Raw genomic sequence first — 17736 nt, forward strand, 5'->3', positions numbered from 1 at the left:
GTTAACGAATAGTCATAAAAATCGTTATTTATTTATCGATAGAACCCAGAACCCTTTTCATAAAAGTATTCAAAGCTTCTTTTTTATCCATTCCGCCTTTAATCATTTTGTGAACTTCTAGCGCGCCATACATATTGGAGATTAATTCGCCAATCACGTCCAATTCTTCATCTTTCAAGGTGGAAAGTTCAGTCAAAGCTTCGAGAACTTCGATGGTTTCAATCAGATAATCTTGGTCATTTTCTTCAATAAATTGAGACAAATGTTTGATTATTGGTAGTTTCATATTTTAAGGTTAGGAGTTTATGAGGTTAAAAGTTTAGATTATAAAAATAATATCAAGTTCATCACTAAACTTCTAAACTCATCACCTTCTAAACTATATTTATATAATTTCATTTACCAAATCAGCCAAAACTTCAGCTTTATTAGTTTGGGTTTCGTTTACCAATTTTCCGTTTACAAAAGTGGCAAAAGTAGGCAAGTTGCTCACGTTAGCCAATTTTCTGGATTCCGGCGAATTTTCGGCATCAACCAAAACAAAAGTCAAATTTTCATTTTCCGAAGCCAGTTTTTTAAATTTCGGTTTCATAATTCGGCAATTTCCACACCAAGAGGCTGAAAACTGAACGACTACTTTTTCGTTCTTGGAAACTAAATCTTGTAAGGTGTCTTCGTTTAATTCGATTAACATAGTTTTTAAATTTTTATGTCAATATCAAAATACAATGGCAATATCAAAATTGAAAATTGAAATTGCCATTGTATTTGCTATTGAAAATTAGTGTGAACCTAAATATTCGGCCGTACTTTTTCTGTCTGCGTGCATCGCATCTTTTCCTTTTTCCCAGTTTGCTGGACAAACTTCTCCGTTAGTTTGCACGTGAGTATAAGCATCCACTAAACGCAAATATTCATTTACATTACGACCCAATGGCATATCATTTACACTTTCGTGGAAAATTTTTCCGTCTTCATCAATTAAGTAAGTCGCTCTGTAAGTTACGTTGGAGCCTTCAACAATAACTGAATCCGTTTCGTCGCTGTAGCTTGTAGATTCGATATCAAGAATTCCAAGAATGTTTGACAAGTTACGGTTGGTGTCGGCAAGAATTGGGTAGGTAACACCTTCGATTCCACCGTTGTTTTTTGGAGTGTTCAACCAAGCAAAATGTACTTCGTTGGTGTCGCAAGAAGCACCAATTACAATGGTATTTCTTTTTTCGAATTCAGGTAGTGCCGCTTGAAAAGCGTGTAATTCAGTTGGACAAACGAATGTAAAATCTTTTGGATACCAAAACAATACTACTTTTTTATTGTTTTTTGTAGCTTCTTCGAAAATGTTGATTTTCAAATTATCGCCCATTTCAGAGATGGCGTCAACTGCAATACTTGGGAATTTTTTTCCTACTAATGACATATTTATTTGTTTTAAGTTGTTATTTTTTTATTTGATGCAAATGTAATTCAAAACAGATATTCGAATATATAAATTTTAATTATTAATTTTTATGTAACGATAGGTATTTACTATATGTGTCCGTCTTTTGCTTTTCAGATTTATTTAAATACCGTTGACAATTACGGGTAAAGTTCCTTTGCATTCCGTATTTTCTAATAGTTGATTCGCCGCACTTTCCTGAAATTCAGTAAAATCTTGGTAAACCTGCACAATTCCTAAAGTTTGTTCTAAATTTGGAATTAGCTGCAAAGCGTAGGGATTCCCAAAAACGTATAAAACACATTTTTTGGTGGCAAATAAGTTGCCTAAAAACGCCAAAACGGAATCTTCAATATCAAAATTATTCAAAGGTTTTGCTTTTGGAACAAACAAAGAAATAATTACAGTATCAAAATTAACCATATTTTTTTCCAATTCATAAATTTCTAAATTATTTCCCATTTCAATGGCAAATTCCGGAGACGGCAGGGAAGTGGACAAGGTTTTAAAAAAAACGTTACCCTTATTTTTATAAAGACTTAGTTTGGCAAGTTGATCCCTGTTTTTAGCGTCAAAAACAGTCACACTATTATTATTGTCTTTTATTTTGGTAATGCAATTATCGGCTATTTTTCGGTTTAAAACCGAAGTGGCTTCAAAATCAAAACTGCCCTGAGGTGCTGTATTTCCGGATAGAATTCCTGCTTTTTGTTTTAATTTCCATAAACGGTCAAAACTGGCTTCAATTCGTTCTGGCTTGGCATTTTTGAGGATTTCTTGAATTCCTTCGGCCACATTTTCGGCAAAGCACAACACATCGTTTCCTGCATTGAAAGCTTCCCATTCGAGTTGTCCTTTCGTGTCATACAATTTTGAAATGCTGTGCATATTCAAAGCATCTGAAATCACCAAACCGTCATAACCCAATTGTTTTCTCAAAAGGTTTTCAATCACGGATTTTGATAATGTTGCCGATGTGTTTTTACCTGAATTCAAGGCTGGAACGGCCAAATGTCCAATCATAATTGAATCGACATTGTTTGCGATTCCCTTTATAAAAGGAACCAATTCGTTTTCGAGTAATTGTTCCAAAGTTTCTTCCAAAACAGGCAATCCCAAATGCGAATCGACGCTGGTATTTCCGTGACCCGGGAAATGTTTCAAGCAGCCCAAAACTCCAACATCATTCATTCCCCGTAAATATTCGAGCGCAAAACGAGCGACTTTTTCTTTGTTTTGGCCAAAAGAACGATAACCAATTACGGGATTATTTGGATTGTTGTTGATATCCGCCAAAGGCGCCAAATTATAATAAATCCCTGCCGATTTTAGATCCAAACCAATTTGTTTTCCTACTTCGTAAACTAATTTTTTTGAACTAATTGGCAAAGCACCAAGGGTAATGGCATAAGGGTATTGTGGTGTTTTTTCTACGCGCATTGCCAATCCCCATTCGGCATCAATGCTCATCAAAAGTGGGGTAGTGGCACATTTTTGAAACCGGACAATTAATTCTTTTAAACGTTCGAAACTATCGTCGTTAAATTCGACCTTTTTCTTGGTTTCATAGTTGGTTGCGGCACTTGCCCGACTATGAAAAAAGGTGAGCCCACCAATGTTGTATTCTTTTATTAGATGTTCTGTTTCCTGAATATTTTCTTCCGTATCGTTGATAAAAACGGCTGGAAAAAAGAATTGTCCTATTTTTTGTTCTAGTGTCATTATCTGTCTTAAAATAATTGGTTTATTTGAGCTATATGTATGTTATTTTTATGGTTCTATAAATGATTTTGAACCAAATTAAGTCCGTTTTTTGGATTTGACCCAAATACAAAACCTTTTCAAATTAAGTCAATTATAAAAATTAATTGTAGAATCTTTAATGTGACTTTATTATTTTAATGCGTCTATAATAATAAAAGGCAAACCAGCAATACTGAAGAATAGGATCAATGTATATATCATATCAGCAAATTTACCAGAGCCATAGCCATATCTATTTATGATTTCTGGCTCTCTTTTAAATAGCATTATATAAATTTTTCTTGTCGGCCATTGGATAATTAAAAGCATCAAAGGATAGAAGGCTCCTAAATCCACAAAATCAACTTCCGTATTATTTAATACTTTCTTTATAAGAACTGTGTAACTTAAAAATATTAAGGAAATTAGAAAGCCGAAAAAATAATATTTACCTGATTGCAACATTTTAAAATCAAGAAAAAACCAAATTCCAAGTCCCATGCCCAAGAAAAAAGTTATTTTAATGAATGTTTGAGTACTATAGAATGGTACAAAAAGACTTGTCATGAATAGAACAATAGTAATAAATGAAATTATTCTAAATCGTTTCTCTATGTTGTCTTTTGATTTTTCTTTTATTTGACTAGAAACTTCTTTTTTATTAACTCTTAGTATTTCAGGGTTATCAAGATTTTGGTTGGAAGGTAGTCGAAATATTTTTTTTTCTTTTGTTTCTGAAATTTTACCTTCAAAGTCAATTTTATAATTATTATTGTCAGCGGTTGCGACGAAAACATTATCTCCTTCTTTGTCAGTAGATGAAATATAAACAATTAACTTTTGGTCTTTTAATACATTATTTTCTTTACCTATTGTGAAACCTTCAATGTCTATCTTATACCTAATTCCTTGGGGATAATACAAGTAATTAACGAGGTAATAAAACCTTTCATTGTCGAGTCTTTCGTCTGCTAAAATTATGTGATTTCCATTTCCGTTTTTGAAAAGTTTAAAAGTCAAACCATCTTGTAAACTTTTGGTATAAAGGTCAATCCATTGTCGCAAAGCTTTTTTTACGTCATTGTATGCCCCACCGCTAATTATGATTAAATTGTCATTCGTCATTGAGTTGTCTGTTTTTAAAATTTCACATAACTTATAAACTATTCTGATTTCTTTCCAAAATCACTTGGGAAAATCAAGAAACGAGACAAAATTAATCCTGGAATGGTGGCGCAAAGCACCCAAATAAAGAAATTGCCATAACCCAAATATTCCTGGATAAAACCGCTCAACATTCCCGGAAGCATCATTCCCAAAGCCATAAATCCCGTGGCGATGGAGTAATGTGAGGTTTTAGATTCTCCTTCGGCAACATAAATTAAAAACATCATAAAGGAGGCAAATCCAAATCCGTAACCAAACTGTTCGCAAATTACCGTGACATAAACATAATAAATTGATTCTGGATGAAAATGTGACAATAAAATGAATCCAATTATGGGTAAGTGCATTGACAAAATCATTGGCAGCATCCATTTTTTAAGTCCGCCTTTGGATAGGGCAATTCCTCCTAAAATTCCGCCAATAGTAAGTGAAATCACTCCAAATGTACCATAAATCACTCCAACATCCTGCGTGGTTAAACCCATTCCTCCAACAGATTTTTCGTCAATCAGAAAAGGAGTCAGCATTTTTAATAATTGGGATTCTCCCAATCGAAATAACAAGATAAAGGCTAAAACCAAACCAATTTGCTTCTTTTGGAAAAAAGAGGAAAATACTGCTCCGAAACTCACTTTTGGTGTTGATTCTGATTTATTTTCGGTAATTATTGTTTCAATTTTTGGAGTCGAAAAATAATTATAAATTGTGATTATCGCCATAATAAAGCCAACAATTACCATAGTATAAGACCAGGCTTTGGTTTTGTCTCCGTATTTTTGTTCCAAAAAACCGGCAATAATTACGATTAATCCATTTCCGGTCAACAAGGAAAGGCGATAAAACGTGCTTCTGATTCCCAGAAAAAAAGACTGTTGTTCTTTGGCTAAAGCCAACATATAAAAGCCATCACTTGCCACATCATTCGAAGCTGAAGCAAAAGCGGCAACCCAAAAAACTGCCAAACTTAACACGAAAAAATTGCTCATCGGAATCGTTAATCCGACAATTAGAAATGCAATAGAAATGATCAATTGCATTGCCAAAAACCACTTTCTTTTAGTGGAATATAAATCAATAAAAGGACTCCATAATGGTTTAATAACCCAAGGCAAGTACAATAAACTGGTGTAAATTCCAATATCTTCATTGCTGATTCCTAGGTTTTTATACATAATTACCGAAACCGAAATAATTATCGCGTAAGGCAAGCCGGAAGCAAAGTTTAAAACAGGTATCCAATACCAAGGTTTCGTGTCGATTTTCATTTAATTTATTTGGGTTTCCGTAGTTAAATTTACTGTCGTAGCCGCACTTTCATTCCCGTAAAAATCAATAAAAGTAATTGCGCAAGCACTATTTTCATCCGATTTTTTCATCGGGACACAGACCTTAATGGAATCGGATTTTTCGGTTAAATTTATCTTTTCGATGATTTGACTTGGATTATTCACATCGATTTCCGAAGTCTTTTTGGCTCGATAAACCATAATATAGCGCACTTTACTGTTCAACGGATATTTGATGGTAAAGCTGGAATTGGAGGTGTCTTTTGAAATCGAGTTTAAAATTGGGCAATCTATTACCGTCATTTTAGAATTAGGGACAGCAAGCGGAAGCGCAGGGTATTTGTATTGATTTTCCAGCAATAATTGGGCTACATTTCGATTTTTATTCACGAATGATTTGGCACTGAAAAACACATTTCCCTCAACGTTTTTATACGTTCTGGAGATGTTTATTTGATTCGGAATTTCATTTGGATTATTCCATTTTTTATCCGAATCGCTGTTGATTTTATAGGTTCCGTTGCCAATGTAGATGGCGGTATTTTTCGAATTTTCCGACCACCATTTTAGCAGTTTTGAATAGGAAGCTCTTGGATGATCCAAACTCCAATACAGTTGAGGAACGAGATAATCAATCCAGTTATTTTCCATCCAAGCCAATGGATCTGCATACAAATCATCATAATTGGTTTGACCGGCTTGAGTGTCAGAACCTTTTGGATCAACTGATTTATTGCGCCAAACTCCAAAAGGGCTGATGCCAAATTGTACCCAAGGTTTGATGTTTTTTATGGAATAAGAAACACATTTTACCAAATTATTCACATTCGACCGTCTCCAATCTTCCAAACTAAGTCCGCCACCATATTTTTTATAGGATTCGCTATCGTTAAAAACTTCTCCTTTTACGGTGTAGGGATAGAAATAGTCATCAAAATGGATAGCATCAATGTCATAATTGCGAACTACTTCATTCACAATGGAAACCAAAAGGGTTTGAACTTCAGGCAAAGCGGGATTATAATAATATTTTCCGCCATATTTGATCATCCAATCGGGATGCTTAAAAAAATCATGGCTGGGACTTAAAATTTCTGTTCTTAAATCCATTGTGGCCCGATAGGGATTGAGCCAGGCATGAAACTCGAAACCTCTGGCATGCGCTTCCGCAATCATCCATTTCAATGGGTCAAAATAGGGGGCAGGGGCTTTTCCTTCCTTTCCGGTCAAATACCGTGACCAAGGGGCTAAATCCGTAGGATAGAAGGCGTCACCAACACTGCGAATTTGGACAATCACGGCGTTGTAATTCAGCTTTTTGTAAGTATCCAAAATTTCTATAAAATCGGCTTTTTGTTTTTCGACTGTATCGATCCTATTTTTTGGCCAGTCAATATTTTCTACAGTGGCAATCCAAACTGCCCTGAATTCATTCTTCGGATTGGTAGCTTTTTCTTGTGCATTTCCGTTCGAAAACGAAAGCATAAAAAAGGAAACCAACAATATCAAGCACTTGTATTTATTCATTTTTAATCTAATAATGTAAAAATCAAAAGTAGTTTTTTTGGGGAAGTTTATTCCATAAATGTTGGATAAAATTCGAATTTATTTATTGCAGCAATTTCTTTGCCAAATATTAAAAGACTTTACTAAAAGGTTAAGCGGTTTTTCCTTTTTATTGTAAGTACTGTTTTAAAAACTTATTTTTTCATTCATTTTGGTACTTGTGAGATACAATCCAAAAAAAGTTAATAATCCATTCAGTATTATTAATTCATTATCAAATATATATCCCCAAAACAATGTTTGTGAATATTCATTTAGTAAATAAGTTAGAAAAGGAGATAGTAGGCATATAATTGGAACTAATTTATCGTTTACTTTTTTTGATTTTTGGAATAAACCAAATGTATACAAACCTAATAAAGGACCGTAAGTGTAGGAAGCAACTTTAAATATCATTCCAACTACAGAGCTGTCATTTATGGAATTGAAAATTAATATGACAATAAAAACTAATGCAGAAAAACTAAGATGTACCAAATGTCTTTTTCGGATTACATTTTGTTTACTGATATTTTCTGTTTTATCCATACCCAAAAAATCAACACAAAATGAGGTTGTAAGTGCCGTCAGCGCAGAATCTGTAGTTGCAAAAGTAGCCGCTATAATCCCTAACAAAAATATAACTGCGGGGATTATAGACAAATGATTTAATGCGATTTCAGGAAAAAGTAAATCGGTTCTTGGTTTGTTTGTAATTAAATCAACGGGGATTGCAATTCCATTTTTATCTGCATAAATATATAGTAAAGCACCAACACTTAAAAAGAAAATATTGATAATAACGAAGATTCCTGTAAACGTAAACATATTTTTTTGTGCTTCCTGAATGTTTTTGCAGCTAAGATTTTTTTGCATCAGATCTTGATCAAGCCCTACCATTGCAATAGTTACAAAGATACCTCCTAAAATTTGTTTCACAAAATGAAATTTACTTGTCATAAAATCATCAAAGAAAAATATTTTTGAATAATTGCTGTTTTTCACTTCATTAAAAGCATTGATCGCACTTAAATCTAAACTATCACAAATAAAATAGATGGTAAGAAATACCGAAGTTACCAGGAAAAAAGTTTGCAAGGTATCGGTTATTATAATCGTTTTAAGTCCACCTCTATAAGTATAAGAGAAGATTAATAATAAAGAAATTAATACGGTTAATGAAAACGGAACTTTATAATAGTCAAAAACAAAACGTTGCAATACAATCACCACTAAATAGAGTCTAAAGGCGGAACTTACCGTTCTGCTTACTAAGAAAATAGTTGCCGCTGTTTTATAACTGTAAGTACCCATTCTCTGTTCTATATATCCATATATAGAAGTTAAATTCATTCTGTAATATAGCGGTAATAATAACTTTGTAACTATTATAAAACCGATAGCATTACCCAATACAAACTGAAAATATTTGAATTGTTCGCCACTCGCAGCACCAACTTCTCCGGGTACAGATATAAAAGTGACTCCGGAAAGTGCAGTTCCTATCATTCCAAAAGCAACCAAATACCATTTTGAATTTTTATTAGCTTTAAAAAATGCTTCATTACTATAGTCTTTCTTGCTGACTCTATGTGATATATAGAATAATATGCCAAAATAAACGATGATAAGGATTAGGATTGTACTTGGGGTCATTTTTATATATTTAGAGGATTATTGTTCTTTTTAAGAATCTATTAGAAGACTTTAAATTATAGGGATTAAATTTCTAGATTTTTATTTTTAGCCAGTAAAACTGCTCTGACGCTTTTGTGTTTTTTTAGTAATTGAGAAGCTAATTTCTCATCAATTTTTAGCTCTTCTATAATCATTTCAATACCTCTTTGAACTAATTTTTTATTAGACAATTGCATGTCAATCATTTTGTTTCCATAAATCCGCCCGAGTTTAATCATAACTGATGTCGAAATCATGTTTAAGGTTAGTTTTTGAGATGTTCCAGCTTTCATTCTTGTGCTTCCGGTAAGGAATTCAGGACCTACAATTAATTCTATGGAAAAATCAGCTTCTTTAGAAATAAGACTATCACTGTTACAAGAAATACTACCTGTAACGATATTATTTTCTCGGGCTTTTTTTAAACCGCCAATAACATAAGGGGTATTTCCCGAAGCAGCAATTCCTATAACTACATCTAAACTTGAAATGGCATAAGCAGATAAATCTCTCCAAGCTTGATCAATGTCATCTTCAGCATTTTCTACGGCTTTTCTAATTGCGGAATCGCCTCCGGCAATTATACCAATAATCCAATTATCAGGTACTCCAAAAGTGGGAGGGCATTCAGATGCATCAAGAATACCGATTCTTCCAGAAGTACCAGCACCGATATAAAATAGACGACCGCCAAGTTTCATTTTGGGAACAATAATATCTACTAGTTTTTCAATATTAGGGATTTGATTTTTAATTACATCTGCTACTTTTTGGTCTTCTTTGTTTATGTTTAAGAGTAACTCATTAGTACTCATTTTATCTAAATTAGAATATAAAGATTCTTGTTCTGTATCTGGATTGTTTTTTTTCATTTTATGATTTTAAACATTTGAATTGATTAGAGGCGTATTTTTAATAGATTTTTATTTCTTCTAGTTGTAATTTATAATCTTTTAAGTTTTCAAAAGAATCAAGCGTTTCAACGCTTTCATTTTTTTCTACCCAATGTCTTAATTTGTTGCTCCCATTAATAATGTCAATAGGTAGTTGAGTGTAATTATATTCAAAAGGAGGACTTCTCCATTTAAAATCATTTTCTAGATGATTATATAATTCACGTATTACGAGCTGGCCAACTCTCCAAGGTTTAAAAATTGTTTTGTTAGTTATGTGAATTTGAAATCCTCCACAAACTTCGTTATGATTCTTATCAAAAGTAGGGGTAAAGGTTATAGGGCGAAGAACAAAACCCTCTAATTTAGACTCTTTTATACTATTAAATAAATGATTTGAAAATAACAAAAAAGGATTAATTTTAGGGTGTCCAACTATTTCCAAGGGTTGTGTAGTACCGCGTCCTTCACTTAAATTAGTTCCTTCAAATAAAACAATAGCTGGAAATGTACAGGCACTTTCTGACCTTGCAATATTTGGGGATGGTAAGAGCCATGGTAATTTGGTGTCTTCAAAATACATTTCACGTTTCCAGTTGATCATTTTTATTATTTTGAGATTTATTTTTTCTTTTATCCATAAATTCTGATGCATTAGGGCAACTTCACCAATAGTCATTCCATGTCTTACTGGAATTGGATGACGGCCAATAAATGATTCAAATTTGGGCTCTAATATATTTCCTTCAATATCAACACCGTTAATTGGATTTGGACGATCGAGTACAATAACTTCAATATTTTTATTTATGCATTTTTCTAATAAAAGTGTTAGCGTGTAAATGTATGTATACATGCGGCATCCTATATCTTGTAAATCAACAAATAAATGATCTATTCGTCCAGCATTTCATCCGTGGGGATTTGTGTTTCAGAATAGAGAGAATATACAGGGATATTAAAATAGGGATGTATGTAATGATTGGTTTCAATCATATTGTCCTGATCATTAGTTGAAAATCCATGTTGCGGGCCAAATAGTTTAATGAATCTTGGGCCAAACATTTCTTTAAATTTGAATACTGCATGAGTACAGGTTGAATCAACGGAAGCATTGTGGCATAATAATGCTATTTTACCTTTGAATTTCTTTTGAAGATTATTGTCTTTTGTTAATATATCTAAACCGGTCTTAACTTTTTTCAAAATAAATTTATTAAAGGATTTCAAATCAAATAGAATTAAAGTATAAATTTAGAGTAGTCAATTGACTACTCTAAACCCAATAACTAACTCAACTAACCCAAACTAATTAACAATAAATTGGGATCATTTTTCGGGAGTATTTTATGGACTCGTATTATTATTATAATCTCATTCAACATATAGAGCGAATACTAATTTCCATTTCCCTAAGTATTTACTTTTGCGTTATGTAATGCATTTTGCTTTTAGAATATATTTTGGGGTTTAATTTTGAATATTAAACCCCAAAAATATTAATGAATATTATTTATCCCACCACATTCTTGTTGTTAATTCATCACCACCTTGTCGAGCTATAGCAGCTTCAACATTCGTAGTGTTATTTAACTTTTCAGAACCAGGGTATACTAATCTTCTTGGAATTTGGCCATTAGTTAGGGTAGCTGCAACAGCAATTGGAACTAATTGAGGATAACCCGATCTTTTCCAATTTGAAAAGCTTTCTAAACCATTTCCAAAAGTTGCTACCCAATATTGTTCGTTTATCATTTTTAAAGCATCAGCAGCAACAAATGGATTAGCTGTTAAATAGTTATCAATAGCTGTTGATGAAATTACGCTACCAGGACCGTACATTGCTAAATGTTGCATTGCAGCTCTAATACCTTTATTATAATGGGCTTTTACATCACCATCTGCTAAGCCCCAACGTTGTGCTGCTTCTGCTAACATAAATTCTACTTCAGCATAAGTTTGGAAGTAAAATGGTGCATCATAAACTATTTTTCCAGATCCGCCAAAAATATTAATATTTGGTTTTGAATTTGCATTTCCTCTAGTAGGGTCATTAATGTCTTGACCAAATTGTAAAGTAGGGTCTGTGTTACCGTCAACTGTAGAACACAATACAGAAACACGAGGATCATTATGGTTTTTTAGGAAATCCATAAAAGTTTTTGAAATCTTAACTTGAGTACTAGATCTTGATGTAAAACATTTTGTGAGTGGATTCACATTTGGTCCTCCGTCATTTGCATTGTTTTCATATTTAAGATAAGCAATATCACCATTACTTTCCATAACACCACCACTAATTGCTTTAGCTGCCCAAGTTTTTGCAGCAGTTTCATCAACTTTTACCATTCGCATAGCTAAACGAAGCATTAAGGAATTGGCAAACTTTTTCCATTTCAAGTTATCTCCGCCAAACAATAAATCCGCAGAGCCATAAGAGTTAGCACCACCTTTACTTAAAGTAGCTGCTGAACTTTCTAGAATTGATAACATATCAGCATAAATATCACTTTGTTTATCGTATTCCGGAAAACCAATTCCTTCTGAAAATCCTTTTCCGGCTTGGCTATAAGGAATGTCACCATAAGCATCGGTAATTCTACTAAATATCAAAACTTTTTGAATTCTAGCTATTGCCAAATCATTAATAGCAGTAGGCTCGTCACTTGCTTTTAATTGAGCCTCTAAATCAGTGATGTTTTTAACAGTAGTGCTAAATTGCTCTTCAAATAAATAATGTGTGCTACCGACTTTATAAACAAAAGAAATATATGAGGTATTATTAAGTTGTTGTACATTTTGCATTAAATGAATAACGTTCCAAAATAGATACGCCACATAACTACTTCCTCCAGTATATAATTGAATGTAGCTCAATTTTGAAGCTGGGGAAAGTTGAGTTGGTTTTGTAGGATTAACATTCAATTCGGCAAAACCATTATCACAAGATTGGAATATTAGTATGATTGTTAGTAATATAATTAATTTTTTCATGTTTTTATTTTTAAAATTTAACATTTACAGAGAAACCAAGACTTCTTGTTGAAGGTACTCCAAATCTTTCTATTCCTTGTGAATTAAGGTTATTTAAGGATGCTTCTGGATCAATATTATCAATCTTTTTTGAGATATAGAAAAGGTTTCTGCCTATTAACGAGAATCTTAAGTTACTTATAAAAATATTTTCTAAAACCTTTGAAGGTAAATTATAAGATATACTTAATTCTCTAAACTTGATAAAATCAGTAGAATAAACAAATTCTTCTGCAATACCAACACTTTCCTCTCCAATAAAACCATAATAGTTTCTTAAGTTTTCAGGAGCAACTGTCGTAGTAAATGGTTGACCTGTGGCATTATCGATTCCAGATACTTTTAAACCATTTTCACGACCCTCAAGAGTTTTTTTATGCAACCCACTTAGCATTAATTCCCTATTTGTTCCTGAAAATACTGAGCCCCCAAATTTTGCATCAATTAAAAAACTTAATGAAATATTTTTATAATTAAAAGTATTTGAGTAACCCATAGAATATGGAGCAACTCCTTGTCCTAATATCTTATATGCACCTTGCATTGGTCTTGGAACGCCACCACTGATAGTATATATTATATTTCCATTGTTGTCTCTTTTATATGATGAACCAAAAATTACACCATAATGCTCACCTACAATATGCGAAATAATTGCAGTTTTTGAACGATCTTGACTTCCATCAACGTTAATAGGAGTATTTTTATCATCAGTATGAACAATTTCACTGTCATTATATCCTAGGTTAAAAGATGTATTCCATGAAAAGTTATCATTCTTAATTGGATAACCCCCTATCAATAACTCTATTCCTTTATTTGTTAATTCACCTATATTTAATATCGATGATGTATAACCAGATCCTAGAGATGCAGATGCATTAACAATATCATTGGTCGTTTTATTGGAGTAATAGGCTAAATCAAGACTTAAACGATTTCCAAAAAATCTACTATCCAATCCAATTTCATATTCATTTTTTTGAAATGGAACTAAATTTGGGTTAGGAATTAAAGAGTTATTTATTTGACCATAAGATTGTCCTTGAAAAGAACCGGAAATGGCATAGTCTAAATTTAATGCATAAGCATTATTAGCACCACCAGCAACTCGTGCATAACTTGCTCTAATTTTAGCATAGTCGACAATTTCTGGTAATTTAAAGGCCTTGTTTAATAGGAAACTACTGCTTAACGACCAATAAAAATCATCATTTGGAGTAGTTTTTCCAGGGAAAGATAGTGTTGAATACCATTCATTTCTGCCTGTGAATGTTAAATATAGCAAATGATCATAATCTGCTTCAAGAGAACCATAAATAGAGTTGGTTTTAGTTTGATAATAGCCATAAGAAGGATTTGGGAGTGTTGTATTGTTTAAATCCTCTAATCCTTTAACCACAAACTTATTACCAAAAGCGCTTAATTCATCAAAAGTTGCTGTTTTGGTATTGGTGCCAATTATAGTATTCGTTGAAATTTTATCTGTTATTGCTTTATCAATCTTTAACATAAAGTCTGCGTCAAATAATTTAAATGTAGACTTTCCTTGAGTTAATTCACCAGCAGGACGATAATCAGTTCCGTAAGGGGTTACTTGCTTTCTAGATAATTCATAGGTATCTATACCTGCCCTTCCTATTGCAGATAACCAATCCGTAAAATCATAATTTAAGGTAGTTGATGCTATTAATCTATTTTTTGTGTCATCATTCTCAAAATTATTGACAGCCCAATATGGGTTTGTTATAAAACTACTTGGTTGAAAGATAAGTTCTGTTCCTGCTTGATTAGAACCAGGTTTCAAATCAAAAATATCCAAACTATTAGGTAATAAATATGCAACAGTATTTGCATTCCCAGGAGTATCTCCAATTGTAATACGATTATTTACTTTTTCAATTATATACTTTGTATTAATTGTTGAAGTTAACTTAGGGTTAATTTTAGCCGTTACATTTAAAGATAATGATTTTCTGTTTAATTTAGTTTTTGGAAAAATATCTTCGTTTTCTAAATTTGAAAAAGAAAAACGATAACTATAATCATCTCCCCCTTTTGAAAAGGCAAGTGTATTAACTGCGGTTGTTCCAGTTTTATAAAATTTATCCAAATTATTACCAGTATTAGAATAAGGTCTTTTAACTCCATCCCAATTATAGACTGATTCCCCGTCAAGCTTAGCTCCCCAAGATATCAGTGAACTAGTAAATGCATCGCTGATAGCTTTAGTTTGATTGGCAATTTCCACAGGATTATGATTGCCATCATATTCAAAACCAGGTTTTAAGCCTTTATCACCTTGACCATATTCAGTTTGAAAATTTTGAAGATTTGTATTAACCTGATCAAAAGTAAAGGAATTCGAATACTCAACACCAAAACCATTTTGACCTTTACCGGATTTAGTAGTAATCATAATAACACCATTAGAGGCCTGTGAACCGTAAAGAGCTGCTGCCGCACTACCCTTTAGTACCGATACAGATTCAATATCATCTGGATTAATAGAGGAAATATCATCTCCTCCGTCACTAAGTTCACTACCAGAGGCATACGTGCCCTTCACCACAGATCCTTTAGTTTTGTTAATAATAGGAATACCATCTATCACATACAATGGCTGGTTATTCCCAGTTAATGAACTTGCTCCACGAATTATAACTCTACTAGAACCTGAAGCACCAGTATTACTAGTCGATATGTTAACACCAGCTACTTTGCCTTGCAAAGAATTAATTGCACTTACAGATTTTACTTGTGATATATCATCGCCGTTAAGTGAAGTTGCTGAATATCCTAAAGCTTTACTTTGTCTCTTGATACCTAAAGCTGTTACAACAACTTCGTCTAAACGGTTTGCATCAGCTTCTAAAGAAATATTGATTGTTTGGTTTTGTCCAGATAAGTTTACTTCAGCAGTCTTATAACCAATAAAACTGATGATTAATGATTTCCCCTTAACATCTTTTGCTTCAATGCTAAAATTTCCATCAAAATCAGTTACACCTCCAATAGAGGTATTTTTTACTAAGACACTAGCTCCTGGCATGATCTGGTTGTCTTCTTTCGAAATTACAGTCCCTTTTATTATAACTGATTGTGCAATAATGATTTGAACAAAAAAGAACATCAATAAAGAGAGTAATTTAAAATGTGTTTTTTTCATATAGTGGTTGGTTAAAGTTAATAATTGTGCCAAACTTACTTTAATTTTCTTTAACAGGCAAATTATTTTCGTTAATTATGCAATAAAATGCATATATTTTGTCAATAGATGCATATATTTATTTATAAATGGCTTAAATCACCTAATCATTTACTTAATTTATTATATGAAAATTTTATTTTGAATAAAAGCAAAAAATAATTAGAAGAATGGTGAAATAGTATAAATTCATTAATATTATTGGTGATGTGGATATGAACTTCCTGAAATAAGCGTAATTAAAATTTAACCGCCTTTAATTTAATTATTTCAATCAAAGCAGTAATTCCTGGCTTATTGAGGTGAGAAATTGAGAAATATATAACCAATTGGTTTCAATGTAAATAAATGAGTAGGTTTATTTACAATATTTTTTAAATCAATAATATAATATAGACTATCAATTATTTATACTGAACAAGAACCTTCTGTGTAAAGCATATTTCAGTGCCTGTAAATCTTTATTGATTGTAATTATATTCCTTAGACCGCGTCTAAATCAACAAGAGTATGTCTATAATTAATTAAAACTTTTGATTTTCCTAAAAATAATTAGTCAATTATTATGGTTTACACTGTGAAGTATACCAATTATCAGTAGTATAATGATAATGTATCTTAAAAATATCTAAAGAGGTTAATTCTGTTGAAAAAGGCATTTATTTTAAAAAATATTCATTACGGTTGTTTTTGAGTCAACATTATTAATTTATAAAAGTGCATTTTATTTATGTATATATGCAGTTAAATGCGTTTAATTAAAAAAAAATGCGGATTATTTTCAAATATTTTTTTTGTTATGTGAAAAAGTGTATCTTTGTAAAAAGATTTTTTATGTTAAAAAGAGATAGGCAACTAAAAATAATTGATAAAATTAGAGATAACAGAAAGGTTAGCTCCAGTTTTTTAGCCGAAGAGCTTGATGTTTCGGAGGATACCATAAGAAGAGATTTTAACGAATTGGCCAGTAAGGGTTTGATTACTAAAGTGCATGGCGGGGCTGTAATAAGTATTCAAAAACTTTATCAATATAATGAGGATATCATATTTGATCGAGAAAATAAATCCTCTATTGCTCATAAAGCGGTTACTTTGATTGAAGACGGAATGGTAATTATTATAAGTGGAGGGACTACAAATTTAGTGCTAGCTAAATTATTTCCAAAAAACATACAAGCTACAATATATACTTACAGTTTGCCAATTGCAATGCAACTTACTGAACATCCTTTATTAGAAATAATATTTATAGGTGGCAAAATACAAAAAAATTCTATGGTCACTACAGGAGTTGATGTTATTCAGTTTTTATCAAAAATTAGAGCGGATATTTGTTTTATGGGTGTTAGTGGCTTTAGCGTTGAGCATGGGATAACAGATGAAGGTTATGAAGTTTCTTTAATAAAGAAGGCGATGATTAATTCTTCAAAACAAATAGTTTATTTAGCTACTTCAAATAAATTAAATATAAAGCATAGTTTCAATGTATGTAATCTAAAAGAAATAGATAAGGTTGTCACAGATCTTGATCCAATTGATTTTAAACTTGAAGAATACGTTAAAGCTGGAGTTAGTTTATTATAAATCAAATCTTTTAGACTATTAAATAATTAAATAAAATCTTAAAAAACAAATTCGCATGAGACGTAAGCAATTATCAAAAGGTATTTTTCTGATTTCAACACTATTTTTCTATTTTTTAACCATAAGTTGTAATGCTCAAAAAGTATCTTCTAAAGAAAA

General features: G+C 32.0%; 13 protein-coding genes and 1 pseudogene. 1 reads left to right on the forward strand and 13 read right to left on the reverse strand.

The features are described from left to right. Nucleotides 1-28: 28 nt before the first annotated feature. From B2145_RS02210 to B2145_RS02265, 13 genes and pseudogenes are all read right to left on the reverse strand, one after another. Complete coding sequence (locus B2145_RS02210; protein ID WP_291097658.1) at nt 29-286, reverse strand: DUF6952 family protein; 258 nt, start codon at nt 284-286, stop codon at nt 29-31. Nucleotides 287-385: 99 nt separating this feature from the next. After that, nucleotides 386-694: a thioredoxin family protein gene (locus B2145_RS02215; protein WP_291097659.1), complete on the reverse strand. Its 309-nt coding sequence runs from the start codon at nt 692-694 to the stop codon at nt 386-388. 87 nt (nt 695-781) lie between these two features. After that, on the reverse strand, nt 782-1420 hold the full coding sequence (locus tag B2145_RS02220) for a peroxiredoxin (RefSeq protein ID WP_291097661.1): 639 nt from the start codon (nt 1418-1420) through the stop codon (nt 782-784). A 144-nt stretch (nt 1421-1564) separates the two neighbouring features. Beyond that, complete coding sequence (locus B2145_RS02225) at nt 1565-3163, reverse strand: glycoside hydrolase family 3 protein (RefSeq protein ID WP_291097663.1); 1599 nt, start codon at nt 3161-3163, stop codon at nt 1565-1567. A gap of 171 nt (nt 3164-3334) precedes the next feature. Continuing rightward, nucleotides 3335-4309: a hypothetical protein gene (locus tag B2145_RS02230; protein WP_291097665.1), complete on the reverse strand. Its 975-nt coding sequence runs from the start codon at nt 4307-4309 to the stop codon at nt 3335-3337. Between the two features lie 38 nt (nt 4310-4347). Beyond that, nucleotides 4348-5616, reverse strand: a complete 1269-nt coding sequence (locus B2145_RS02235) for an MFS transporter (RefSeq protein WP_291097667.1) — start codon at nt 5614-5616, stop codon at nt 4348-4350. Further along, nucleotides 5617-7164, reverse strand: coding sequence for a glycoside hydrolase family 10 protein (locus B2145_RS02240; RefSeq protein WP_291097669.1), 1548 nt, complete (start codon nt 7162-7164; stop codon nt 5617-5619). Nucleotides 7165-7329: 165 nt separating this feature from the next. Beyond that, a complete protein-coding gene (locus B2145_RS02245) occupies nt 7330-8838 on the reverse strand; it encodes a sodium:solute symporter (protein WP_291097671.1) in 1509 nt (502 codons plus the stop codon). Between the two features lie 65 nt (nt 8839-8903). After that, the gene (murQ, locus tag B2145_RS02250; protein WP_291097673.1) at nt 8904-9731 is read right to left on the reverse strand and encodes an N-acetylmuramic acid 6-phosphate etherase; all 828 of its coding nucleotides are present in this window, start codon (nt 9729-9731) and stop codon (nt 8904-8906) included. 40 nt (nt 9732-9771) lie between these two features. Then, entirely contained in the window at nt 9772-10356 is a 585-nt protein-coding gene (locus B2145_RS17585; protein ID WP_349678070.1) for a hypothetical protein, read from the reverse strand. Next, nucleotides 10339-10982 (reverse strand): annotated as a pseudogene (locus B2145_RS17590) (exo-beta-N-acetylmuramidase NamZ domain-containing protein); the annotation flags it as partial. The pseudogene B2145_RS17590 and the gene B2145_RS17585, both read right to left, overlap by 18 nt. A 279-nt stretch (nt 10983-11261) precedes the next feature. Then, complete coding sequence (locus tag B2145_RS02260; RefSeq protein WP_291097675.1) at nt 11262-12746, reverse strand: SusD/RagB family nutrient-binding outer membrane lipoprotein; 1485 nt, start codon at nt 12744-12746, stop codon at nt 11262-11264. A gap of 10 nt (nt 12747-12756) precedes the next feature. Continuing rightward, on the reverse strand, nt 12757-15954 hold the full coding sequence (locus B2145_RS02265; protein ID WP_291097677.1) for a SusC/RagA family TonB-linked outer membrane protein: 3198 nt from the start codon (nt 15952-15954) through the stop codon (nt 12757-12759). Between the two features lie 873 nt (nt 15955-16827). Between B2145_RS02265 and B2145_RS02270 the strand changes: the two genes are divergently transcribed. Next, the gene (locus tag B2145_RS02270; protein ID WP_291097679.1) at nt 16828-17577 is read left to right on the forward strand and encodes a DeoR/GlpR family DNA-binding transcription regulator; all 750 of its coding nucleotides are present in this window, start codon (nt 16828-16830) and stop codon (nt 17575-17577) included. The last annotated feature ends 159 nt before the right edge of the window (nt 17578-17736 follow it).

This window comes from Flavobacterium sp. UBA5153 (assembly GCA_002413745.1).
GTDB lineage: Bacteria > Bacteroidota > Bacteroidia > Flavobacteriales > Flavobacteriaceae > Flavobacterium.

Excerpts from the sequence above, each read along its gene's own strand:
- B2145_RS02210 (WP_291097658.1), bottom strand. The coding sequence starts at position 286 with ATGAAACTACCAATAATCAAACATTTGTCTCAATTTATTGAAGAAAAT.
- B2145_RS02215 (WP_291097659.1), bottom strand. The coding sequence starts at position 694 with ATGTTAATCGAATTAAACGAAGACACCTTACAAGATTTAGTTTCCAAG.
- B2145_RS02220 (WP_291097661.1), bottom strand. The coding sequence starts at position 1,420 with ATGTCATTAGTAGGAAAAAAATTCCCAAGTATTGCAGTTGACGCCATC.
- B2145_RS02225 (WP_291097663.1), bottom strand. The coding sequence starts at position 3,163 with ATGACACTAGAACAAAAAATAGGACAATTCTTTTTTCCAGCCGTTTTT.
- B2145_RS02230 (WP_291097665.1), bottom strand. The coding sequence starts at position 4,309 with ATGACGAATGACAATTTAATCATAATTAGCGGTGGGGCATACAATGAC.
- B2145_RS02235 (WP_291097667.1), bottom strand. The coding sequence starts at position 5,616 with ATGAAAATCGACACGAAACCTTGGTATTGGATACCTGTTTTAAACTTT.
- B2145_RS02240 (WP_291097669.1), bottom strand. The coding sequence starts at position 7,164 with ATGAATAAATACAAGTGCTTGATATTGTTGGTTTCCTTTTTTATGCTT.
- B2145_RS02245 (WP_291097671.1), bottom strand. The coding sequence starts at position 8,838 with ATGACCCCAAGTACAATCCTAATCCTTATCATCGTTTATTTTGGCATA.
- murQ (WP_291097673.1), bottom strand. The coding sequence starts at position 9,731 with ATGAAAAAAAACAATCCAGATACAGAACAAGAATCTTTATATTCTAAT.
- B2145_RS17585 (WP_349678070.1), bottom strand. The coding sequence starts at position 10,356 with ATGATCAACTGGAAACGTGAAATGTATTTTGAAGACACCAAATTACCA.
- B2145_RS02260 (WP_291097675.1), bottom strand. The coding sequence starts at position 12,746 with ATGAAAAAATTAATTATATTACTAACAATCATACTAATATTCCAATCT.
- B2145_RS02265 (WP_291097677.1), bottom strand. The coding sequence starts at position 15,954 with ATGAAAAAAACACATTTTAAATTACTCTCTTTATTGATGTTCTTTTTT.
- B2145_RS02270 (WP_291097679.1), top strand. The coding sequence starts at position 16,828 with ATGTTAAAAAGAGATAGGCAACTAAAAATAATTGATAAAATTAGAGAT.